This window comes from Bacillus sp. AY3-1 (assembly GCF_008368785.1).
GTDB classification, from domain to species: domain Bacteria; phylum Bacillota; class Bacilli; order Bacillales; family Bacillaceae_G; genus Bacillus_A; species Bacillus_A wiedmannii.
Genome location: NZ_QORZ01000015.1, coordinates 93,590 through 116,700, shown reverse-complemented (window position 1 = coordinate 116,700; position 23,111 = coordinate 93,590). Strand labels below are relative to the sequence as shown.

The window sequence follows — 23,111 nt, the reverse complement described above, 5'->3', positions numbered from 1 at the left end:
CCTCATCTATTGATAACACTTTTCATTGATAATGATTATCGTTACTAAGTATATATTTAATATGCAATTATTTCAAGAAAGATTTGAAAAATTTTAACAAACTGAATAAAAAAGAAGTATCCACCTAATCTTAGGAAGATACTTCTTTTTTTAGAAATTTATATGTAATTCAACTGGGCAATGGTCTGATCCCATCACTTCACTATTAATTTTCGCCTCTGTTATTTTGTCTTTCATTCTTTCCGAAACAACAAAATAATCTAAACGCCATCCAATATTTTTTGCTCTCGCTCCCATACGATACGACCACCACGAATATGCACCTTCCTGATCAGGATACAGATAACGATACGTATCAATAAATCCTTCTTCTAAAATACATGTGAATTTCTCTCGTTCCTCATCAGAGAATCCAGGGTTTTTACGATTACTTTTTGGATTTTTTAAATCGATTTCTTTATGAGCAACGTTTAAATCACCGCAAAAAACAACGGGCTTTTTTTCATCTAATTGCTTAATATAAGCCCTGAAATCATCTTCCCATTTCATTCTGTAATCTAATCGTTCTAATCCTCGTTTTGAGTTTGGTGTATATAACGTTATCATGTAAAAATCTTCGAATTCTAAAGTAATAACTCGTCCTTCTTGATCATGCTCTTCAATTCCTAAACCGTATGTTACAGATAACGGTTCTTTTTTCGAAAAAATAGCCGTTCCTGAATAACCTTTTTTCACAGCATAATTCCAGTATGTATAATATCCCTCTGGATTCAAATCAATTTGACCATCTTGTAATTTAATCTCTTGTAAACAAAATATATCAGCATTTGATTCCTCAAGATATTCTAAAAATCCACCTTTTGCGATAACTGCTCGCAAACCATTTACATTCCACGAAATTAACTTCACCTATAGTCCTCCTCTTGATGTTCACTTTCAAATTTCATGCTATCACAAAATAGAAAAACAATCATATTTTCACCTTTGTAATCTTGCTCTTACATTTGTGAATACATACATACGCACTTTATTCAGGTTATACTAATTTCAGAGGTGATGTTCTTTGCACAATGAAGGGATTACGTTAACAAATGAGCATTGGCAAGCAATTATTCATAATGATTGTTCCTATGATAGTAAATTCTTTTATGCTGTGAAATCAACCGGAATCTTTTGCCGACCGTCATGCAAATCAAGAATACCGAATAGAAACAATGTACGAATTTTTCATCATGCAGAGCAAGCATTAAGCGAAAAATTCCGCCCTTGCAAACGTTGTAAACCAAATGGGCTCACTTTACCTAATGAAGAGTGGGTAGAACAAATTAAAGATTATATCAAAAAGCACTTTGACGAATTATTAACTCTCAACATACTTGCTGAAATATGTCATGGTAGCCCATTTCATTTGCAACGCACTTTCAAAAAAGTAACAGGAATAAGTCCAATAGAATATATACAGCAGTTTAGGATTGTTAAAGCGGCAGAACGCCTTTTACACACAAATCAATCCATTAAAGAAATTAGTACTGCTGTCGGGATAGAAAACCCAGAGTATTTCGCAACTTTATTTAAAAAGAAAACCGGATTCACTCCTACTGAATATCGAAAAAAGAACGAAATGAAAGAAGGATAAAATAATGAATTCCTCCAAAAATAAATTTATATATTGGACGCTACTTACACATGAAAATTGGCAGTTTCATATTGCTGCAACTGAAAATGGACTATGCTTCATTGGATCACAAGATGAAAAATTTGAAGAACTAAATATATGGGCTAGAAAGAAATTGCCACAACATATATTGGCATGTAATCCAGATTACCTACAATCATATACGAAAGAAGTTATCGAGTATTTAGAAAGTAAACGAGAAACTTTTACATTCCCTATCGATGCTTACGGAACTGATTTTCAATTATCTGTTTGGAATACGGTACGTGAAATTCCTTATGGGGAGACATATTCTTATTCAGAAATTGCCGAAAGAATGCAAAAACCTACTGCTGTGCGTGCCGTTGCTACTGCTATTGCTGCCAACCCTCTTCTCATTACAATTCCTTGCCATCGTGTTATTGGAAAGAATGGTAAACTAACCGGTTTTAGAGGTGGATTAGAAATGAAGAAAGTGTTGCTTACATTAGAAAAGTCTCCGGTAGAATGCATATGACAGCAAAATATACTAGCACATTAACTTTAGCAGTTCCAACAGAATTTAGTTTCCAAGAAAATTTACGCTATCTATCACGTTCTAACAATGAATGTATGTTCCACATTGAAGATAACAAAATTTATAAAGTTATCCCTGTTCAGGATGTACATCCTTTAGTTGAAATTAGTATGAACTCGGATGATAATATTCAAATACGTTTTTTAGAAGAATCATATACGTCTGAAGAATCGATATGCGAAGCTGTAGCTCACTATGTAAAAGAGTGGTTTGATTTAACTACTGATTTAGCTCCCTTTTATACATTAGCTAAACATGATGTACTCCTTCAAGGACCAATTGAACAATATTATGGGCTTCGTACTTTAGGTATTCCAGACTTATTTGAAGCACTTTCCTGGGGAATTATCGGTCAGCAAATTAATCTCACATATGCTTATACACTAAAAAGAAGATTAGTCGAACACTTTGGAAATTATGTAGAATGGAACGATAGAAAACATTGGATATTCCCTTCTCCTGAAACGATTGCCAATTTACATGTAGAGGATCTCAAAAACTTAAAAATGACGACTAGAAAATGCGAATATGTAATCGGTATCGCAAAGCTTATTACAGAAGGAAAATTATCAAAAGAATCTTTACTGCAAATACAAGATGTGCAACAAGCTGAAAAACAATTAACTGCTATACATGGAATAGGACCGTGGACTGCCAACTATATTTTAATGCGCTGTTTACGATTTCCTTCCGCTTTTCCCATTGACGATGTTGGCTTGCACAATGCAATTAAATATATAACAGGTTCTGAAAGTAAACCGACTAAACAGGAAATAAAAGATTTTGCGGCAAATTGGACCAACTGGGAGTCTTACGCAACTTTTTATTTGTGGCGAGTATTATACTAAAAAACCAAGTAGCGCATCCGCACTACTTGGTTCTTTTTTAAGCTTGTTCTTCGAATCGTCTTGCGATTTCCACAATAACTTGAACAGCTTTTTCCATCGTATCTACCGAAACATATTCAAATTTACCGTGATAGTTTTCACCACCTGTGAAAATATTCGGCGTTGGTAATCCCATATACGATAATTGTGACCCATCTGTTCCACCACGAATCGGATGAATGTTTGGTTCGATATTTAAGCTTTTCATCGCCTCATATGCAATATCAACAATTTCTCTCACTGGTTCAATTTTTTCAAGCATGTTATAGTATTGATCATTCATTTCTAAAACGACTGCATCTTGTCCATACTTCTCTTGCATTTGCTTCACAATATTTTCAACGTTATGTTTACGCGCCTCAAAATTTTCACGATCAAAATCTCGAATAATATAATACGCTTTACTTTGCTCAACATCACCATTTAATGAAAGTAAATGATAGAATCCTTCATAGCCTTCTGTATATTCTGGTGCCTCTTCTACCGGTAAATAGCTATTAAACTCCATAGCAAGTTTAGTTGCGTTACGCATTTTATTTTTCGCTGTTCCAGGATGTGTATTCGTTCCGTTAAACGTTAACTTAGCACCTGCAGCATTAAAGCTTTCATACTCTAAACCACCTAATGGACCTCCATCCATCGTATAAGCACATGATGCACCAAACGCTTCTACATCAAAATGCGCTGGCCCACGACCAATTTCTTCATCCGGCGTAAATGCTACTCTTATTTTCCCATGTTTAATTTGCGGATTATGTATTAAATAGTTCATTGCAACCATAATTTCAGTCAGGCCAGCTTTATCATCTGCTCCTAGAAGTGTCGTACCATCCGTTGTAATAATCGTATGTCCTTTATATGATGGTAATTCTGGAAACTGTTCTGGCGTTAACACAACATTTAGCTCTTCATTTAACGTAATTGCATTGCCATCAAAATTTTCATGAATTTGTGGTTTTACGTTTTTCCCTGTAAAGTCTGTTGCCGTATCTAAATGTGCTAAAAAGCCGATTACTGGAACATCCTTATCCGTATTAGCAGGAAGTGTTGCCATTACATACCCATTATCATCCATTGTTACTTCTGTTAAGCCAATCTCTTTTAACTCTTCCACTAATAACTTACCAAACTCAATTTGTCCAGATGTTGTTGGTACTGTATGACTTTCTTCATTCGATTGTGTATCAATCTTTACATATCTCGTAAATCTTTCAATAAGTTCTTGTTTCAAACTCATTCACTCCCTTTTATGTTTCTCTCTCTATTATAATCCTTAAAACGAAATATTTTAACTTTTTTGACTGCGAATATATATTTCATTTGTATTTTAGCAATTTTAAATAACAACTAAAAAGTCTTAATATTTGTACATTAAAAATCTTACATGTAATATACATAATTATAAAATATAGGAGGTATTAAAGATGAGGCTAACTCTCTTTCGCTATTTTCTTTTTTTCTTAGGGTTAATTTTTTTTGGCCTTGGAAATGCTCTTGCAGTCAAAGTGAAATTTCTCGGTTTACATCCTTGGGAAGTTTTAAATATGGCTCTCTACCAAAGATTTGGATGGACCATTGGTACGTGGAGTGTCATATGTGGATTATGTCTCGTTCTCATTTCTTTATTAGTAGATCGAAAATATATAAATGTGGGCACATTTTTAAATGCACTACTTATCGGTCCCATTATGGACTTTTTCTTACAATCAAATATTCTTCCAAACGCTAGTGATTTTTTATGGATAAACTTACTCATTTTATTTGCTGGGATTGCAATTACAGGTATTGGGGGAGGGATGTATGTTGCGGCTGGGATTGGTGCTGGCCCTCGAGATGGATTCATGCTTACTATTTCCGACAAAACAGGGCTATCTATTAGCCGTGCTAGAATCATAGTAGAATGTGTTGTACTAGTTATTGGATTTATGCTAGGAGGTCCTGTTTTCATCGTAACTTTTCTTTACACCTTTATTCAAAGTCCGATCTTTCAGCAATCATTTAAGATGTTTCAAACCCTCTTACATACTTTACATAACAAAGAGAAAGTTAATGAACATATTTAAACTACAACTTAATACAAAGTATTCACCCTATTTACGATTCTCACCGCAAATAGGGTGTTTCTTTTTTCATCTCACAATTTCAGAATATATACTACTCATTTACAATAAAAGTATATACATCGTCATAAATACAGCCATTTACTTTAATTACATACTTCCCTGGTTTACTAAAACGAATTGTGTAATTATTTAACTGAATTGCTTCTTTATCTCCAGAAAGAATATCAATACTTCTACCACTCAATACATAAAATTCACTTTGATTCATCGTTACATCAATCGCATTGAAATTTCCTTCTTTCACCTGCTTTGTTTCCGCAGCGCTTACACTTGGTTCTAAAAACAGTAGTCCACTTAATCCAACCGTACCTGCTAAAGCTACTCCCGCAAACTTTTTAATCTTTTTCATCACATTGTCCTCCTTATAAATTTTGTATAAAGGTGATTTTCCCCTTTACACCACAAAGCCTATATGTAATGAAATGAAAAGTAAACGGGGACCGTAAGACAAAATTCTACATCTTTTTTTCCAATTGAATAGAAATCCAACGTTTGGAGTTTTGTCACATTTTAAATTGTTTCCTTAACCCAACTTCCATTTATATTATTCAGAAATTGAATAATTACTTATTGATTTAAGATTCTAAAAATAGTTGATAAAAATGCTTTCTATAAAAAAAGTATATTTTATAAGTACGAATTAAAACACACTCCATATATTCAGTTTCATTCTCCTATCCATAATTTTTTTACATTCAATAATTGTTCATCATTAAATTCCAGCTTATATATGTCAGGCTTTGATGTATGTATTAGAAATTCAAACCCGTATTGCTTATCAAAATAATTCATCATGAGTGTCATTACAAGCCCATGTGTGCCAATTACAATTTTTTGTCCTTGAAAATCCATTAATATTTCCTTTAACACTTTCACTACCCGTCTCTGACAATCCTTATATGACTCTCCTTCTGTTAGTGCAAAATCCGGATCAGAGAACATCTTCTTTACAAGCGGATATACCTCTTTATCTGATATAACTTGATCCCCACTGGAAAACATACACTCTTTAAGGTTTTCATATATTAATATTTCTTTTTCATAGAAATTGGCTGTTTTTTCTATCGTTAACACAGCCCTCTTATATGGACTTGAAATGAAAGTATCGATTCCCTCTGTTTTTAATATGTCTGTTACTCTATGAGCGTCTAAACTTCCCTTTTCAGTTAAACCACGTGTTCTTTCACTCCCTTCTAATTTTGATGATTCACCGTGCCTAACCATATAAATATATGTATTCATACTTCCTCCTTGAAAATATTCATTCGTTTTTTATAAATTTTGTTGTTTTGTTCGTGTAATCCATTCTCCTACTAAACTCTCGAATAGTTCAGGCTGTTCAATTTGCAAATTATGTCCCGCCATATCAAGCACCGCTAATGTTGCTCTTGGATAATCTTCAATAATTTCTATAATATCTCGATAACCTACCGATATATCTTGTCTTCCTGCTAATAAAAGAACGGGTTTCTCATATTTCTTTCGGTGAAACTCCATAGTAAGAGAATAATTTTTTTGCAATCTTTCAATAAATTCATAATTAGCAACATCTAACCCCGGCTTAATTTCTTCTTTAAATCGCTTATATGTATATTCATTTGCTACCACTGCTAACTCGCTAAATTCTTTTCTTTCGGTAGAAGTTAACGTATTTAAAAACTCCTTATCTTGTACAATTATCTGTTTATCCGGTAAACGTCTTTCTTTTTGCAGTGCAACAACCACAGGACATATTAATAATAATCCATTGACTCTCTCAAACATTTTTGAAAGTATCCCTCTAGCTAAATATCCGCCGAAAGACTCTCCTACTAGTAAAAAATCTTTCTTTGGAATGATTTCTTCAATAAATATAGTTAACACTTCTAATATATGATCTGAACTATTTACCCAATCTGGAGCGTTCGACTTTCCCATTCCAGGTAAATCAATATATATTCGTTGATAACCTTCATATTTTTGAAATACTGATTCCATACATTTCATCATTAACCTATGATCCGGCGCACAGCCATGTATAATAATGACTGGCTTACCCTCTCCAACAATTTCATAGTATATTTCCGCATCTTTAATTCGCCATAACATAAAAAGTCCTCCCTATTTAGTGAAAATACTATCCACTCTGTAAGAATACACGTTCTTATTTTATATCCTTTCGTAACATTTTTACAAATGTTAATTTTCAGATTAAAAATGAAAATCTTACTTAAAATAGCCTATAACAATCAAAAGATCAGCTAGAAAGAGGATTCTCATCATTTTATATGCAATTTTGCATCTCCGCTTGCAAATCACTAAAAAACCTTTACAATTCAAAGGATGACTAAATATACAATTTCTATTTAAAATCTTGATGCAATACATACTATCAAACGCAATGTTTTTTTAATTTTAAGAAGTATTAAACTCTTCAATACTTTCCTTATAAACAAGATTTTTACAAGGAAATCTGATACAATTTTTAAGTAATATTATTATGTATAGATATTACGAATATAGTGCATAATTAAAGAAGGTGATTTTATTGAAATTAAATAAAAATTTACAACTATGTATATTAATCGGAACATTAATATGCTATTCAATCTATTTTATATTTTTTTATCTGTTCCCTACTCATTTTTCAAATTCGGATGTACGCTTCGCTTCACTTATTGTTGAAGCCATTACATTTGTATCACTAATTTATTCTATATATTCTAAAAAAGTCAGTTCAAATCCGTTTTGGATATGTATCACGATAGCAATTGGGAGTTTTTTATTAGGTAAAATAGTATATACATATCAAGATAGTTTCTTCGAAATTCCAATACATCGTTTTACTATTTCTGATGTATTTTACATGTTTTTTCTACTCTTTTGTCTTATCGCTTTCAGTTATAAAATTTTAAAAGAATGCGATAAATGGGAAAAAACGTTCTTTATTTGTGATATATGTATAGTACTTACTTCCATATTCACATTAGAGTGGTATTTATTTAATCAACCAAATTTAAATATATTCTCTCTTTCACTAGGCGATGTTTTCCTTTCATTTCTATATCCAATTGCAGATTTATTGTTTCTTCTACTAGGCGTTAGTCTCTTTTTCCGTCCGACAATTTTTAATTCTAAACGGAAGATTTATATCTTTATTTTTGTATTGATAAGTTCTGCAACTTTTAACTATATTTATTTTTACTTAAATAACCATTTAGCAACTGAAACGATAACATTATTACGTCTTTTATATAGAATACCTATATTATTTATTGCAATAGCTGGATCTATTTCAGCAGATCGTAATAGCCATAAAAATTATTTCATTGTTAACCCTATAATAGGAAAAAAGGCTTTAGTTGTATTTCCCTATCTTGCTGTTGCAATACTAATCGGGTTTACATTAAAAGAACAAACATCATCCTCAACTCTCATTACAGGAAATTGTATTACTTTTATTTTCGTACTCATTCGTCATTCTATTGTACGTATGCAAAACAATTCCCTAACAAAACGTTTACAGGCATTCAATGCACAACTAGAAGAAAAGGTGACTTTACGGACTTCTGATTTAGTTCATAAATCAGAGGCTCTATCTCAAAAACAACAAAAGTTTAAATCGTTATATGAATATCACCCTGATCCTATTTTTACAATTGATTTACATGGCGTATTCTTAAATGTAAATCAAGCCGGAAGTATACTACTTGGAGCACCAACAGATGAGTTACTCGGTGAAACTTGTTTTTCGATTATTTTAGATGAAGACAAACATAAACTAACATCTGCATTAGAAAAGGTGAAACAACAAGAATCGGCATACTTACAACTAAGTTCTAAATATAAAGATGGTTTTACTTATTTTTTATACGTTACCATCGTCCCTATTATAATAGACGGACAAATTTCAGGAAGTTATATTATGGTAAAAGATATTACCGCACTAAAAAAGCAACAAGAAGAAATAAAGTATTTAGCATTCCATGATACGGTAACGAAAATTGGGAACCGTGCCTTTTTCCATAAGAAATTAAAAAGAGTTATAAAAAATGCTAAAACAACAGACAGTGAGCTCGCATTATTATACTTAGATTTAGATCGCTTTAAAGCAATTAACGATACACTTGGACATTCGGCAGGAGATCACATATTAGAAGAAGTAGCGAAGCGATTCCAATCATGTCTTCCATCACATACTCATCTGTCAAGAATCGGTGGCGATGAATTTACAATCTTAATTGAAAACTATACTGACGAAGATTCCTTATTCGATTTATGCAACCAGTTATTTGAATGCATGGAAAAACCGTTTGTCATACATGAGCATACATTAACTTTATCACTTAGTATCGGCATCGCTATTTATCCACATTCCGGAATCGATACCGCTACACTTTTGAAAAACGCTAATGTTGCAATGTATGATGCAAAGGCAAAAGAGCTTAACTCTGTCTCTATTTATGACGATGTAATCGCTAAAAAAATTGAAAGACGATTACGATTAGAAAAAGATTTACCAAACGCAATACAAAATGAAGAATTGTTCCTTTTGTATCAACCTCAAGTTGATAGTGAATCTAATAAAATTATCGGTGCAGAAGCTCTAATCAGGTGGAATCATCCTGAATTAGGCGTTATTTCTCCATATGAATTTATTCCGATTGCTGAAGAAACACTACAAATTATTCCAATAGGAAAATGGACATTGCAGCAGGCTTGTGAGCAAATGAAACGTTGGCACACACTCGGATATTCTCATTTAAAAATTGGTGTAAACTTATCTGCTAAAGAATTTGAACAAGAAGATTTTGTAAAGTCTATTTCTTCTACATTAGCAACTACAGGCTTACCGGCAAGTTCTCTCGACCTTGAATTAACAGAGCGCATTGCAATGATGGATGAGCGAGAAACATTGATAAAGCTCCGCACACTAAAGGGTTTAGGAGTTCACATTTCAATCGACGACTTTGGTACAGGTTATTCTTCACTAGCGTATTTACCTTTATATCCAATAGATACGTTAAAAATCCCAAGAGAATTTATTACAATGTCTGAAACGTGTGAAGATGGAATGGAAATTATTAAAACGATTATCACATTAGCACATACATTAGAAATGTCTGTCATTGCAGAAGGTGTAGAAACGAAAGAACATGTGAATTTCCTTCAAAAAAATAAATGTCAGTTTATTCAAGGTTACTATTATAGTAAACCTATCCATACTCATGCATTTACTGAGCTATTAGAAATCGGTATTCACCTATAGTATATTGCTAATATGGATAAGTAATAATGAATTTGAACAACTATAGTAAAAAGGAAAGAAGATATCTTCTTTCCTTTTGTTTTTTTATTTAAATTTCTATTCCTTCACCACTTCATTTATTATATCTATTAATTGATGAATCCCCTCATCATTTGTTTTCTTATATCCATTCATGTTTTGAATATATCTCTCCTTATTTGTATACAACTTATTTACTGCATGTATGAATACATTCGTACTTATTCTGTCCTGGATTATAACTTCCGCATATCCTTGCCGAGAAAAATATTCAGCATTTAAAACTTGATCTCCCCTACTAGAACTGTTAGTTAACGGGATAAGCAACATCGGTTTCTTCAAAAATAGCAATTCAGAAATAGCAGTAGAACCTGCTCTAGAAACTACAACACTCGCCATATTTAGTATATGCGGCAACTCGTCCCCTATATACTCAAATTGCATATAACCTTCCATACCAATAGATGAATCCACCTTCCCTTTACCGCACATATGAACAATATTAAAATTTAATAGTAATTTTTCCAAACTTCCCCTTACCATATCATTTATCCATTGAGCACCTTGACTCCCACCCATAATTAACAATACTGGTTTATCTTGCTGAAATTTACAATAGCTTCTTCCCCGCAATACATTGCCCCTCTCAATTTCTTCCCTTACAATTGGTCCTACATAAACCTTCTTCTCATTACTTACATTTTCTCCTGTCTGAGGAAATGTTGTGCATAGTTTTGTAGTAAAAGGTAATGCTATTTTATTTGCTAATCCTAACGTACTATCTGGTTCACGTATTATTACAGGTACTTTATTCATCCACGCTCCTATTACTACAGGAACGGACACAAATCCTCCTGCCGAAAAAACAACATCTGGTTTTATTCGTTTCATCAATTTATAACTTTGTATGCAACCTTTTATTATTTTAAAAGGATCTTTAAAGTTCTCCCAATCCCAATATCTCCTAAGCTTCCCCGTTGAAATACTATTGTATTTCACATTTTGAACTAATAGTTTTTCAATTCCATTTTGAGATCCAATATACTCAATTCCCCATCCTTTTTCCATAAATTTAGGAATCAATACCATATTAATCATTACGTGTCCGGCTGTACCGCCCCCAGTAAAGAGAATCTTTTTATTCATAATTTATATCCACCTTTATCATTAAAAATCTTGTTTTATACTAATCTATTAAATGTAAGTAAACTTACTATTATTTATATAAACATTTAGCTCAAACCCTATATCTTGCAAAAAATCTTTAATAAGATCATAAAAATCATTTCCATACTCACTACATTCATACTGAGCAAAGACTTGAATTACAGGCCTAGTTCCTGTACCTATTACTGGATTTTTCCTATCACCCTTTTTACCTTCCACATAGGCTTGACATTTATTTATCGCCTCATAGATACACAAAACATGCTCTTCCTCATCTTTCCAGTCCAGCGTATCAACAATTAAAAGAAATAGCGTATTTTGATTATCCATTGTTTTATAGCCATTCATATATTTCTTACACCCTTTTCATTTTTCATTGAATGCAGATTTCACTACACTTCGCATACTCGAGTACATCTTTTAATGATTGATGGAATTGAATTTCTGGGACCCAACCTAACCTTTTTATATCCTCTATTACTAAACTCTCATTTGATTCGCTTCCACTATGCTCTGCTTCTTTTATGGAAAAACTCAGCTGTGTTAATTCTTTGTATTGTTCTATTACATCTAATAAAGACCGTTTTATCCCTGATCCAATATTATATTGTTTTCCATTTATTCCATCGCGCAATAACACATGATACGCTTTAACCGCATCACGTACATCTAGAAAATCCCTACTATCTTTCAAACTGTTTACTTCAATAATTGCTTCACTTTTATTCGACTCTATAGTTATCATTTTTTTTGCAAGAATAGAACAAATACCATTCGATACTCCTGGACCAATTAAATTCGAGGGCTTTGCAATGATAATATTTGAATTCATTAATTCACTCCACGCCTCTGCAATAATGACTTGCATCGTTTTACTTAAACTATATGGATTTGAAATTTTTATATTGCTCATATTATCTGCTTGCAAAGCAGATCCTATAACCAATGTTCTACAGTGAGGTACTTCTTGCTTAATTGCTTCTAATAAATATAACGTCCCTATTACATTAACCTCTACATATTCAAGAGCAGCTGTCCAAGACTCTATGACCGAATTCTTTCCTGCTAAATGCAATACATAATCTGGCTTTATTTGTTTCATTACCTTCATTACTTCGCTCTTATTAGTTAAATTACAAGTAATACCATTCCCAATTATTTCTCTATGTGCACGATTTTGAAACATAGGAATTACATGAAAGCCCTGCTCTAAAAAATATTGGCAAGCATGGCGTCCTGTGAAACCATTTGCACCAGTTATTAAAAGACTCGCATTTTTTTTCATCGTAAAAACCCTCCTTTTAATAACATTTGTTTCACCTCGTGTTTTGTAAGTAAGTCTTGTTGAGAACTAAAACTCTTCACATCCACAAGCGGATAGCTAGCATAATATTCTTGCAGTCCTTCTATAGGAATAGTCGGTAGTACCACAAAATAATTTTGATCAAAACTTATACTTGTTTTACTCTCTACCTCAGATAAAAGCATTTCACTTAATTTTTCACCCGGTCTTATCCCTACTTCTTTTACCTTCACGTTTTCCTTTTTCGAATCTTCAATTAACACTTCTGCTAAATCTGTTATTTTACATGCCGGCATTTTCATAACAAAGATTTCCCCACCTCTACCTTGATATACGGCTTTAAATAACAATCCAACAGCATCTTCAATCGTTAAGAAAAATCTAGTCATATTTGCATCGGTAATCCCTACTTGTAAAGATTTTTTAATTTGTTTTTTAAAGAGTGGTACCACACTTCCGCTCGTCCCCAAAACATTTCCACCACGAACACAAATGAATTTTGTTTTCTTCGTTTGCATATTCGCATGCACCATTAACTTCTCACCAATTGCTTTTGTCATCCCATACGTATTTGATGGATCGGATGCTTTATCCGTTGAAACATATATAACTTTCTCAACTTGCATCTGTATAGATGCTTCAATTACATTTTGTGTACCATGTATATTTGTTTTTATAGCTTCATAAGGATAATACTCACATACTGGAACATGTTTTAAAGCTGCAAGATGGAATACATAATGGACACCTTGGCATGCATAGACTAGTTGATCTTTATCACGAATATCTCCAATAATAAATTTTAATCTATCATCATTTATAAACTGTTGCTGCATTTCAAACTGAACCGTTTCATTTCTTGAAAAAACTCTAATTTCTTTCGGTGATTTTTCTAATAATTGTTTTATAAGTTCCTGTCCCCACGAACCTGTACCACCAGTAATTAAAATTATTTTATTTAGCATTTCTTTTCCTCCTACCACACATTTCAATTAAAATTGTATTTATAAAATTTATTGAATTATTTTCAATTGATTTAAATCATAATTGTCGTTTGTTACATTTAATTGACAAAATAAAAAAACAGAAACTATTAAAAATAGTTTCTGTTTTTTATTTCACCTCACAACAGTAAGATTTTTTATACTTTTTGCATGATAACTAAACCCTTATAAAAACACCGCTCATTTATTTCTTATACTCGTAATAAAATAAATAGAACGATTCATAGCCAATAATCATGTTTAAATTTATGAAAAATGGAGGTAACGGAATGTACCGAAGCAATTCAAATCATACATATAACGGACCTTCCAAAGCACTGCCTCTCTCCCTATTTGATGTAAAAAATGAATTAAAACAAAAAAGCAAACTCATACATTCTGGCTCGATGTATAAATTAACGAAAGAAGAGCAACTCATCATCAACAACATAAAAATACAAACTGAACAGCTAAATAAAAATAATGTGACAAGAACACGAGCATACTACCAATTTTACACTCAATATCCAGAAATACATTGGGCACTACTTGGGCATATGGTATCACGTAACGGCGGTTGGAATATGACTGATTTAAAGGGCGATTTATATACGAAAATTTTATCAGAGAAAGATCAAATCACATTTTTTTCTTTTTTAGAAAGAGGGAATTGGCTTATTTTCCAAGATGTATATCCTCAATTTCTGCTTTATGAACAAAGTGTGAAAAGAGCACAAAAGCTATTTCACCTTCTCCCTCACCTAAATGTTTCTACATTTATGGAAACGATGTGGAACGATTTTTGGAAAACAGGTAACAAAAAAACATTAGCCATTGCAACTATTATTAATGAGCAACACTACTTAGAAAAAAGAGTGATTCAAAATATACAATTTAAAAAGACTGTACTTAATAGTATTGGATTTAAACTCTTTGATTTCTTTCAATTTAATCATATTCTTTTCCCATTCTACGAAAATGATAAGAAACTCAAAGTATTACTATTTGGTGATACAATGAAACATTTCACTTCCTTACACGAACGAATCTTAATTGGAAAAAGGTTGTATTCATTATTATTTCGAGACACACATGTTTTATCTCAAATAATAAGCTGGGCCCAGCACCATCCGCATACAGGATCAAGGAAAGATTACTGGCCTCATTTATTTTCAAGTATCAATGAATCTTTTTCCCGTGAGTTTTATAAGCGTCGAATAAAGAAATGCCAGTTGCGTAGTGGCGCTTATCGTATATACAGTCCTGCACTCATCTATGCATGGCGAGATATGAAGCATGAAGAAGTTGACAATGAAGATTGGTTTACGGACTGGCAAGTTGTAAATTACTTAGTAGATAAGGAGGAAAATATAAATGGACAAATTACAGAAGACTACTGTAAAACACTCGAAACAATTGAGTTGGCAATTCTTGCAAAGAAAAACGTCCTCCTTCGAGAAGAAGAATGATTTTCTAGCATTAGCAGTTACAATCTTACTCTCTTCTATTATCGGAACTTGCTTAGATGCTTTCTTTGTTGCGAACCAAATCTATTCCTTTCCCGTTAGACCATTCTCATCCATATTTTCAGTTAACATTGGCTTTACTTTGTTTGTACTACCGATTTTAACAGCTGTTTTTATACAAATTTCCAAAACATTATCTACAATTTCTAGAATTCTACTTATTATTTCAATAGGTATTTTTGCCAGCATTTTTGAACAAGTTGCTGAAAGATTCGGTTTCTTTATTCATAGCTTGGATTGGAATCATACATATTCTTTATTTGGCTATATGATTTTCTTTTCTTTTATTTGGAAAGTATATCATTTCATACAAAAATGAAGAGACCATAATCGATCTCTTCTTAAGCATAATCTTCGGTTATTGCTAATGGTGCAAGAGTTTGAAGACTTTTTGAACGTAAACGATAAGCAACGATTTTCTTCTTATATTGCTTGATTACATCAACATGTTCCTCATGGCTATATAGAGAAAATCTAATCTCTTTATTCCCTTTCTTCGTATCAATAACAAGTGGTGTTCCTTCTCCATGTGGCGGGAAATAATGTTTATCTAAAAATAAAGCTTCATTAAATTCATGAATAACTTGTCGTTTCATTTCTCCCTCTATATTCTTTCCATCTATCGATATAGAGGTATTCTCTTCCTCAAGTTTTTGATGCAATTCAAATCTACTAATAATTGATTCTACAACAGAAGTTGGCATACTAGAAACTAGCACTTTAACAGCGCCAAAAATAAATAAAGTAACTATAAACCATGTTGTCATTTTCTCATCTCCATTACATTTTAAAATATAAATTTCGTTCCATACGGTATGAATATACTAATGAGTATTCCCGTTACAATCATCGTTACCGAACCGATTGTCGCTTCTTTTTCGCCTTCCTTCACGAGACGGCTCACACCGATAATATGTGATGCGCAGCCCATCCCCACTCCTTTTCCAATCGTACTTGTTATTCGGAAAAACTTAAGTACTGTTGGTCCGATAATAGCACCTGTTATCCCTGCAACAACTACAAAACTAGAAGTCATAGATGGAATACCGCCAATTTGATCCGCTAATGAAATAGCAATAGGCATCGTCGCTAATTGCGGCAGTGTTGTTAATATGAGTTCCTTATCTATATTTAACATCCCGCCAATCACTACATTCATACTCGTTAAAACCACTATACCTACCGCTACACCGATAAGTATCGACAAAAAGTTTTTCATAAGTATGTTTCGCTCTTTAAATAAAGGTATCGCTAACGCTACAATTGCAGGACTTAATAAGCCGGAAAGAATATCTCCCCCATGTTCCCTATATTCATGATGAGAAATATCAAAAATTAAAAATAAGCAAATCATACTCGCTGTAACTGTTAACACCGGTAACGTAAATGGAAACGGAATTTTTTTATATAACTTTGTCGCCAATACATACATTACTACAGTAATAATAATTAAGACCATTTGCATCGTGCACCTTGTCGATTTTATTTTTTTGATGTTACTAATAATTGACTTATATATCCTGAAACAATTAAAGTTACTACCGTACTTGCAACTACTAACAGGAATATAATACTCCCCTTACCGAAAAGAAAAGACCCGAATTCCATCAGCCCTGTTGTCGAAGGAATTAGAAATAACGGTAAAAATACGAGTAACTTTTCCGCACCTTCCTCAAACCACTTTAATGGTAAAATACGAGTAGAAAGGAGCAGAAACAGCATTAACATCCCAATTAAACTTCCTGGCATTGATAAATGGAATACTTCCTGAATCCACGTACCAACTAAGCTAAATACATATAGCACGCCTACTTGCAGTAAAAGCGCCACGTACTTCATTTCTTTCCCCCATTTCAATATTACGCATCACTATTATGAGATCTCATTTAACGTTTCCGCAAACCTCGTAATTCCCAGTTGAATTTGTTCGACATCTACTCTCCCAAAAGTAAAACGAATATATTCATTTTTAGTACCTAAAACACTTCCCGGGACAAACGCTACACCATTTCGTATAGATTCGCCTAATAAATGATATTCATCAAATGTTCCTTGCACTTTGCACCATAAATGTATTCCACCCTCTGGAACAAAAAATTCAACCTGGTCCCCTAATATTTCTTCAAGCTTTCTAATTAACACATCTCTTCTGTCTTTCAATTGCTCACGAAGCATTGTAATATGTGCATGAAAATCTTCTGATTCTAAAAATTGATTTGCCACCCACTGCGTAAATACACTATGGCCAAAATCAACTTGCTGTTTTGCATCCGCTAAACGTTCTATTACACGCGTAGGGCCAATTACCCAGCCAATACGTAATCCTGATGCAACAATTTTTGATAATGAACTTATATAAAGAACATTCCCGTTTTGATCCATTGACTTTAATGTAGGATTCACTTCTCCATTAAATGAAGTTAAACTATACGGATCATCTTCTACAATCGGTATACCAAATTCAGAAGACAGCTCTAAAACCTTTTTACGCCTTGCTAATGACAACACAGTTCCCGTTGGATTTTGATAATCTGGATTCAAAAATACCATGCGAATACGATGCTTTTTATGCAAATCAATTAAGTCATCTGGATTCATTCCATGCTGATCAACAGGTAGATGGAATATTTTTAAGCCAGCAGATTTAAACATCGGCAATGAAAAACAATACGACGGATCTTCAATTGCAATCGCGTCTCCTGGTTTTAATAAGCATTGCACGATAAGGTTAAGTGCCTGTTGTGCGCCAGATGTAATAAGGATAGAATTCGAATCTGCTTCAATTTGTTTATATTGCTGAACATGTGCTGCAATTGTTTTTCTCAACATTTCATTTCCAAGCGGATGGTCATAACCGAGGTTTTCCATAAATGTTTTCTCCGACAAAATCGTTCGGAATCTATCGCTCGGAATCAATTCTGGTGACAATTCACCACTCGCTAAATTAATTAAGTCGTCTTTTTGTGTTTCCGTTCTAATTTGTTGAACGAGTGGTACGTTAGGTAAGAACGATCCATCCTCCACGTACCTACCCCAGTTCGGTATTCGTTTATGTGAGACACCCCATATATCTGTATTGACCCTTGTTCCGCTTCCCTTTTGCCGTTCTACTACTCCAAGTGATTTTAATTCTTCATACGCAGCTACTATTGTACTCCGGTTCACCTGTAATTCTTTCGCTAACGTACGCTCAGAAGGTAACTTGCTGTCAGAAGGAAACTCACCTGAAGAAATACCCCTTTCCATATAATCCGCTATTTGTTTATATACAGGCGTCTTATCTGCACGATTTGGTTTCCATTCCACCTTGTTGCCCCCTCTCAAAACGAACTATCCTTGATTCCCTAATAACAGTATTAACTTTAATAATAGTATTAATTAATTACATGATTTAAAAATCTTTCTACCGTCATATTAAAGCTAGTCGGCTGTTCTAAATAAGGTAAGTGTCCACTATTTTTAAACTCAATAAAAGTTGTATTTTTCAAACGTCTTTCAAACTCTCTTACATATTTCTCGGGAACGAAATCATCATTTTCCCCTCTTATAATTAAAGTAGGACATGAAATATTTGAAAGAAACGGTCTTTGATCATAATCTACTAATTCAGCAAATAATCTTTGAATATGCACCGAATTAATAGACTGTAAAGATTGATAAAATCCCCTAACAATTACTTCATTATCTGCTACTCCCATCGCCTTCAATAATGTATCCGCCCATGTTTTTCCATTATCGTGTAAGCTAAGTAAATCATATACTTCAATTCGTTCTTTTCGATCTTCAGGCTCCAAATAGGGAAATGCATTTACAACAATTAAACTAGAAACAAAGCCTGGATATTGAATAGCAAAATCGATACCGACTCTAGCTCCTTTTGAAAGACCACACATAACTACTTTTTGTAGCTTTAAATAACTGCATAACTCATACAATACATTTGCATATTCTTTAAAAAGAATTTCCAGCCCTTCCGATTTCCCATGCCCCGGTAAATCAAGAGAAATCACAGTCCAATTCTCTTTGAAATATTGCCTTTGATATAGCCAATTGTTTGCGTTCCCACCAAGACCGTGTAATAACAATATAACAGGGCCCGATCCTTCTATATTGTAAGAAATTTTCCGATTCTTATATTCAAAATACATATTCATCACCTTCAGCTATAACGTCACTTACTCTTATCTTTGAATGAATATATCCAAAATGGTTCCTTTTCTAACCACTCTACTGTTTCCGGTACACCTTCTTCATACTCTCTTTTTAGTTCCGTTACTTTCGTCGCAAATTGTGATGCATGTGCTTGCAATGCCTCTAATTTTTTGGGAACATATTCTTTCACTTCGTTTTTAAAATGCGGAGGACCTATTTCCGCTTCATGATTCTTCGAAAAAGCTACCGCATAAAATGTTGGCCTTTTATATTCCGGAATATTAGCTAACGCCTCTGCTACCGCTTCTCCTGTTGCATCATGATCTGGATGAACCGCTTATCCCGGATAAAAAGAAATAACTAACGAAGGATTCACTTCTTCTACACATTTTTGTAATACACGTCTTAACTCTCCGGGAGTTTCAAATTCAAGAGTTTTATCACGATATCCCATCATACGTAAATCTTTAATCCCTAAAATATTTGTAGCCCTCTTTAGTTCCGTCTCTCTTATAACATTTAATGATTCACGTGTTGCAAAAGGAGGATTCCCCATCGTTCTCCCCATTTCACCTAACGTTAAGCAAACATAAGTAAGAGGAACATTTCGCTGCGCATAAGCTAAAATTGTACCTGCCACGCAATATGACTCATCATCTGGATGCGGAAAAACAATTAAAACGTGGCGTTCATTTTTTATCAAAATCATACTCCTCCATCATATACAATATTAACTTTTTTCTTTCAAAACTATTAAATCACTACCGCATACCACGTTACCCCAACAAGTAGTACGAAAAGAAGAAGAATATAAATAGTTGATAAGTTTTTCACATTTCTCTTTGTAGACTTGCCGTAATTCTCCTCCACATTTCGTGCAACTAACACGGTCCCAAACAGGGATCCAATTACAATAATAACCACTAGTGAAATTGCAAAAATCATTGTATTTTCACCTCTCTAAAGACAATCTATTTTAATAAAGAACTTCCTCTTTAAAACTTTAATAACATACTACCTTTCTTCTCTTATCATAATAGATGTTTACAAAAAACGGACCAACCACTTTTGTGTTTTTTTGCTCATCCACTTTAAAAAATAAAAAGCAACTGATCACTTTGGACTCAGTTGCTTTTCACACGATAAATTATTTTCTATTTTTATTTGAAATTAATTCGATTTAAAAGTTTAGTCTTTTCATAATGAAACATCGATTGAGATAACTCGAAAATTGTCCCGTTTACAAGACATACTGTATTTTCAATAAGAAGCGCCGGATCACCTTCATTTAATTCTAACAGCTGCGCGTTTTCTTTATTTACTTTTTCACAACTAATAAATTTATCGGCAAAGCCAATATTTAATCGTAAATCTTCAATGAAATAACTGTATACAGAGCTTAATGCTATTTCTTTATTCAAATATGGAATAATATCCTTTTTGAAATAACTTACTTCAATAGAGAATGGTTTACCATCTACAATTCTTAAACGCTTCAAAAAATATATCCTAGTTCCAGCTTCGCATTGCATCCGCTTTGCTATATCTTCGTCCGCATCTATTACTTCAAGCTCTAACACTTTCGTTTCAATATTTTGCGAAACGAGATTTTTCGTTAATCCACGTAAACTTCCTAAATTAATGTAATCTGTTACAGAAGTTTCACGTAAAAACATACCACTACCTTGCACTTGAAAAATATAACCTCTATTTACAAGCTGACTAATTACTTTACGTATCGTATTACGGCTTACTTCAAACCGATTCATCAAAGCTTCTTCTGTAGGTAGTTTTTTCGTTTCATTAAAAAGCCCATCTCTAATGTTTTGCTCTAACACATCTGCAATTTGTTTATACTTTGCACTCATACACTTTCTCCTAAAATACTCTTTTATCTGTTATAACTCTTCTCCTCTCGTTTCGATCACATGTTTATACCAATGAAACGAAAGTTTTTTCTTACGTTTTAAGTTATCATTATGATCGACAAAAATAAAGCCATATTGCTTTTTATACCCATTTAACCAACTTAATAAATCAATCACTGACCATGCATAATAACCTTTTAAATTGATTCCCTCTTCAATTGCACGCTTTATTACTTTTAAATGCTCTTCAATAAATTTAATTCTCGGAACATCTACAACTTCTCCTTCAATGATTGGATCTTCATCACCAAGTCCATTTTCCGTTACATACATCTTTATGTCACCGTAACGCTCTTTCAACATATGCAATCCATCTAAGAAACCTTCGGGAGATATTTCCCATCCCCATTTTGTATATGTTTTATCATCCATTTTTACTGTGCGATAAAAACCATCAAAAGAAGGATTACCTGGAGCAAGTGTTGAGTTTTCTCGAGAATGCTCATCGCTCTTTATATCCATATCGTATCTTTCTACTCGTATTGGTTGATAATAATTCAAGCCAATAAAATCATTCTTTTCGGCATTTTGTTTAATGATTTCTAATTCTTCAACCGTCCAATTAGGAGTCCACCCTTTTTCCTTTAATTGTTGAACAACATAAGGTGGATACTCACCTTTTAAAACTGGATCATAATACCAATACGTTTCATATTCATTCGCATGATTTGCTGCTAGTATATTTTCTTTTTCATCATCCACACTATAAGCAGGTAAGAAAACATGTGTAATCCCAATCTCCCCATATTGTTTCAGCTGCTTGTACACCGCAACTGTTTTCGCATGTGCATAAAATACATAATGAGTCGCTTGAAAATACTTTGGAACATCATTTTTTATCCCTGGTGGATGTGCACCTTTTAAATAGCCTAATCCACAAAACATTACTGTTTCATTAAAAGTAATCCAATGTTTCACTCTATCACCAAATGCTTTAAAGCAAATTTCGGCATACTTTACAAAAGCATCTGCTGTTCGTTTATTCGTCCACCCACCATCCTTTTCTAACGGTAATGGTAGATCCCAATGATATAAAGTGACAAACGGTACAATCCCGTACTTTAAACATTCATCAATTAAATTGTTATAAAATTTAATGCCTTTTTCATTTACCTCTCCATCTCCATTCGGCAATATTCTCGCCCAAGAAATCGAAAAACGATACGATTCCAATCCCATCTCAGCCATTAAACGAACATCTTCCTTATATCGATGATAATGATCAACCGCTACATCACCATTTGTTCCATTGTATGTTTTGCCAGGAATTTTTGAAAACTCATCCCAATTCGTAACACCTTTTCCATCCTCATTCCATGCACCTTCTACTTGATAAGAAGCTGAAGCAGCTCCGAATAAAAAATCATGTGGAAACTTCATAGTATATACCTCCATTTCATTAGAATAAATCAAATTCATTATTACATATAAAATTTATAGGTACAAATTTAAATGATTATTAAGTTTCTGTTTTTCACTATAATAGAACATAGCATTCACACCATTTACAAAAAAAGAACCTATAAAGGTCCTTTTTCAAATTGT

24 protein-coding genes and 1 pseudogene are annotated in these 23,111 nt (G+C 33.2%); 7 read left to right on the top strand and 18 right to left on the bottom strand.

Annotated features, from left to right (window positions below; all coding sequences use genetic code 11):
- Positions 1 to 150: 150 nt before the first annotated feature.
- Positions 151 to 909 (bottom strand): exodeoxyribonuclease III, encoded by a 759-nt coding sequence (locus DN389_RS11000; RefSeq protein WP_048545879.1) that lies wholly within the window; start codon positions 907 to 909, stop codon positions 151 to 153.
- Positions 910 to 1,063: 154 nt separating this feature from the next.
- Here DN389_RS11000 and DN389_RS10995 point away from each other — a divergent pair, with 154 nt between their 5' ends.
- The 3 genes from DN389_RS10995 to DN389_RS10985 are packed head-to-tail and all read left to right on the top strand — an operon-like array spanning position 1,064 to position 3,079.
- Complete coding sequence (locus tag DN389_RS10995) at positions 1,064 to 1,636, top strand: bifunctional transcriptional activator/DNA repair enzyme AdaA (protein ID WP_098190043.1); 573 nt, start codon at positions 1,064 to 1,066, stop codon at positions 1,634 to 1,636.
- A 4-nt stretch (positions 1,637 to 1,640) separates the two neighbouring features.
- Positions 1,641 to 2,171: a methylated-DNA--[protein]-cysteine S-methyltransferase gene (locus DN389_RS10990; protein WP_088064252.1), complete on the top strand. Its 531-nt coding sequence runs from the start codon at positions 1,641 to 1,643 to the stop codon at positions 2,169 to 2,171.
- The gene (locus DN389_RS10985) at positions 2,168 to 3,079 is read left to right on the top strand and encodes a DNA-3-methyladenine glycosylase family protein (protein WP_088122941.1); all 912 of its coding nucleotides are present in this window, start codon (positions 2,168 to 2,170) and stop codon (positions 3,077 to 3,079) included. Before DN389_RS10990 ends, DN389_RS10985 begins: the two co-directional genes overlap by 4 nt.
- 37 nt (positions 3,080 to 3,116) lie before the next feature.
- Here DN389_RS10985 and pepT read toward each other — a convergent pair whose 3' ends face one another.
- Positions 3,117 to 4,349 carry a peptidase T gene (gene pepT / locus DN389_RS10980; protein WP_088064254.1) on the bottom strand — a complete coding sequence of 411 codons (1,233 nt, stop codon included), beginning with the start codon at positions 4,347 to 4,349 and terminating at the stop codon, positions 3,117 to 3,119.
- Positions 4,350 to 4,542: 193 nt separating this feature from the next.
- On the opposite strand from pepT, the gene DN389_RS10975 reads away from it, so the two are divergent.
- The gene (locus tag DN389_RS10975) at positions 4,543 to 5,181 is read left to right on the top strand and encodes a YczE/YyaS/YitT family protein (RefSeq protein ID WP_088064255.1); all 639 of its coding nucleotides are present in this window, start codon (positions 4,543 to 4,545) and stop codon (positions 5,179 to 5,181) included.
- Between the two features lie 91 nt (positions 5,182 to 5,272).
- Here the strand turns inward: DN389_RS10975 and DN389_RS10970 are convergent, their stop codons facing one another.
- The 3 genes from DN389_RS10970 to DN389_RS10960 form a co-directional block, all read right to left on the bottom strand.
- Positions 5,273 to 5,590, bottom strand: coding sequence for a hypothetical protein (locus DN389_RS10970; protein ID WP_060487508.1), 318 nt, complete (start codon positions 5,588 to 5,590; stop codon positions 5,273 to 5,275).
- 317 nt (positions 5,591 to 5,907) lie between these two features.
- Positions 5,908 to 6,483, bottom strand: a complete 576-nt coding sequence (locus tag DN389_RS10965; protein WP_088064256.1) for a histidine phosphatase family protein — start codon at positions 6,481 to 6,483, stop codon at positions 5,908 to 5,910.
- A 30-nt stretch (positions 6,484 to 6,513) separates the two neighbouring features.
- Complete coding sequence (locus tag DN389_RS10960) at positions 6,514 to 7,329, bottom strand: alpha/beta fold hydrolase (protein WP_098190040.1); 816 nt, start codon at positions 7,327 to 7,329, stop codon at positions 6,514 to 6,516.
- A gap of 439 nt (positions 7,330 to 7,768) precedes the next feature.
- Between DN389_RS10960 and DN389_RS10955 the strand changes: the two genes are divergently transcribed.
- Positions 7,769 to 10,489, top strand: a complete 2,721-nt coding sequence (locus tag DN389_RS10955) for a sensor domain-containing phosphodiesterase (RefSeq protein ID WP_142354640.1) — start codon at positions 7,769 to 7,771, stop codon at positions 10,487 to 10,489.
- A gap of 96 nt (positions 10,490 to 10,585) precedes the next feature.
- On the opposite strand, the gene DN389_RS10950 is transcribed toward DN389_RS10955, so the two are convergent.
- Genes DN389_RS10950 through DN389_RS10935 form a run of 4 tightly spaced genes read right to left on the bottom strand, consistent with a single transcriptional unit; the run spans position 10,586 to position 13,942 of the window.
- The gene (locus DN389_RS10950) at positions 10,586 to 11,653 is read right to left on the bottom strand and encodes an undecaprenyldiphospho-muramoylpentapeptide beta-N-acetylglucosaminyltransferase (protein WP_087985008.1); all 1,068 of its coding nucleotides are present in this window, start codon (positions 11,651 to 11,653) and stop codon (positions 10,586 to 10,588) included.
- A 48-nt stretch (positions 11,654 to 11,701) separates the two neighbouring features.
- Complete coding sequence (locus tag DN389_RS10945; protein WP_060487512.1) at positions 11,702 to 12,022, bottom strand: DUF6572 domain-containing protein; 321 nt, start codon at positions 12,020 to 12,022, stop codon at positions 11,702 to 11,704.
- Between the two features lie 25 nt (positions 12,023 to 12,047).
- Positions 12,048 to 12,959, bottom strand: coding sequence for an SDR family oxidoreductase (locus DN389_RS10940; protein ID WP_149237110.1), 912 nt, complete (start codon positions 12,957 to 12,959; stop codon positions 12,048 to 12,050).
- The gene (locus tag DN389_RS10935) at positions 12,956 to 13,942 is read right to left on the bottom strand and encodes a UDP-N-acetylglucosamine 4,6-dehydratase family protein (RefSeq protein ID WP_098190038.1); all 987 of its coding nucleotides are present in this window, start codon (positions 13,940 to 13,942) and stop codon (positions 12,956 to 12,958) included. The genes DN389_RS10940 and DN389_RS10935 overlap by 4 nt, the downstream gene beginning before the upstream one ends.
- Positions 13,943 to 14,250: 308 nt before the next feature.
- Here DN389_RS10935 and DN389_RS10930 point away from each other — a divergent pair, with 308 nt between their 5' ends.
- Entirely contained in the window at positions 14,251 to 15,429 is a 1,179-nt protein-coding gene (locus DN389_RS10930) for a DUF2515 domain-containing protein (protein WP_149237109.1), read from the top strand.
- Positions 15,392 to 15,805, top strand: a complete 414-nt coding sequence (locus DN389_RS10925; protein WP_137035405.1) for a CBO0543 family protein — start codon at positions 15,392 to 15,394, stop codon at positions 15,803 to 15,805. Before DN389_RS10930 ends, DN389_RS10925 begins: the two co-directional genes overlap by 38 nt.
- Positions 15,806 to 15,827: 22 nt before the next feature.
- On the opposite strand, the gene DN389_RS10920 is transcribed toward DN389_RS10925, so the two are convergent.
- The 9 genes and pseudogenes from DN389_RS10920 to DN389_RS10880 all read right to left on the bottom strand — a co-directional run bounded on the left by DN389_RS10920 (position 15,828) and on the right by DN389_RS10880 (position 22,946).
- On the bottom strand, positions 15,828 to 16,253 hold the full coding sequence (locus tag DN389_RS10920) for a YfmQ family protein (RefSeq protein WP_088064260.1): 426 nt from the start codon (positions 16,251 to 16,253) through the stop codon (positions 15,828 to 15,830).
- Between the two features lie 20 nt (positions 16,254 to 16,273).
- Positions 16,274 to 16,945 carry an LrgB family protein gene (locus DN389_RS10915; RefSeq protein ID WP_149237108.1) on the bottom strand — a complete coding sequence of 224 codons (672 nt, stop codon included), beginning with the start codon at positions 16,943 to 16,945 and terminating at the stop codon, positions 16,274 to 16,276.
- Between the two features lie 23 nt (positions 16,946 to 16,968).
- Positions 16,969 to 17,325, bottom strand: a complete 357-nt coding sequence (locus DN389_RS10910) for a CidA/LrgA family holin-like protein (protein WP_060487518.1) — start codon at positions 17,323 to 17,325, stop codon at positions 16,969 to 16,971.
- A gap of 33 nt (positions 17,326 to 17,358) precedes the next feature.
- The gene (pdxR, locus tag DN389_RS10905; protein ID WP_048545917.1) at positions 17,359 to 18,792 is read right to left on the bottom strand and encodes a MocR-like pyridoxine biosynthesis transcription factor PdxR; all 1,434 of its coding nucleotides are present in this window, start codon (positions 18,790 to 18,792) and stop codon (positions 17,359 to 17,361) included.
- Between the two features lie 68 nt (positions 18,793 to 18,860).
- The gene (locus DN389_RS10900) at positions 18,861 to 19,634 is read right to left on the bottom strand and encodes an alpha/beta fold hydrolase (protein WP_088122944.1); all 774 of its coding nucleotides are present in this window, start codon (positions 19,632 to 19,634) and stop codon (positions 18,861 to 18,863) included.
- A 23-nt stretch (positions 19,635 to 19,657) separates the two neighbouring features.
- Positions 19,658 to 20,338 (bottom strand): annotated as a pseudogene (bshB2, locus tag DN389_RS10895) (bacillithiol biosynthesis deacetylase BshB2).
- 53 nt (positions 20,339 to 20,391) lie between these two features.
- Entirely contained in the window at positions 20,392 to 20,583 is a 192-nt protein-coding gene (locus tag DN389_RS10890; protein ID WP_000575326.1) for a hypothetical protein, read from the bottom strand.
- A 215-nt stretch (positions 20,584 to 20,798) separates the two neighbouring features.
- Entirely contained in the window at positions 20,799 to 21,506 is a 708-nt protein-coding gene (locus DN389_RS10885) for a GntR family transcriptional regulator (RefSeq protein ID WP_088122945.1), read from the bottom strand.
- A gap of 30 nt (positions 21,507 to 21,536) precedes the next feature.
- The gene (locus DN389_RS10880) at positions 21,537 to 22,946 is read right to left on the bottom strand and encodes a GH1 family beta-glucosidase (RefSeq protein ID WP_088064263.1); all 1,410 of its coding nucleotides are present in this window, start codon (positions 22,944 to 22,946) and stop codon (positions 21,537 to 21,539) included.
- Between the last annotated feature and the right edge of the window lie 165 nt (positions 22,947 to 23,111).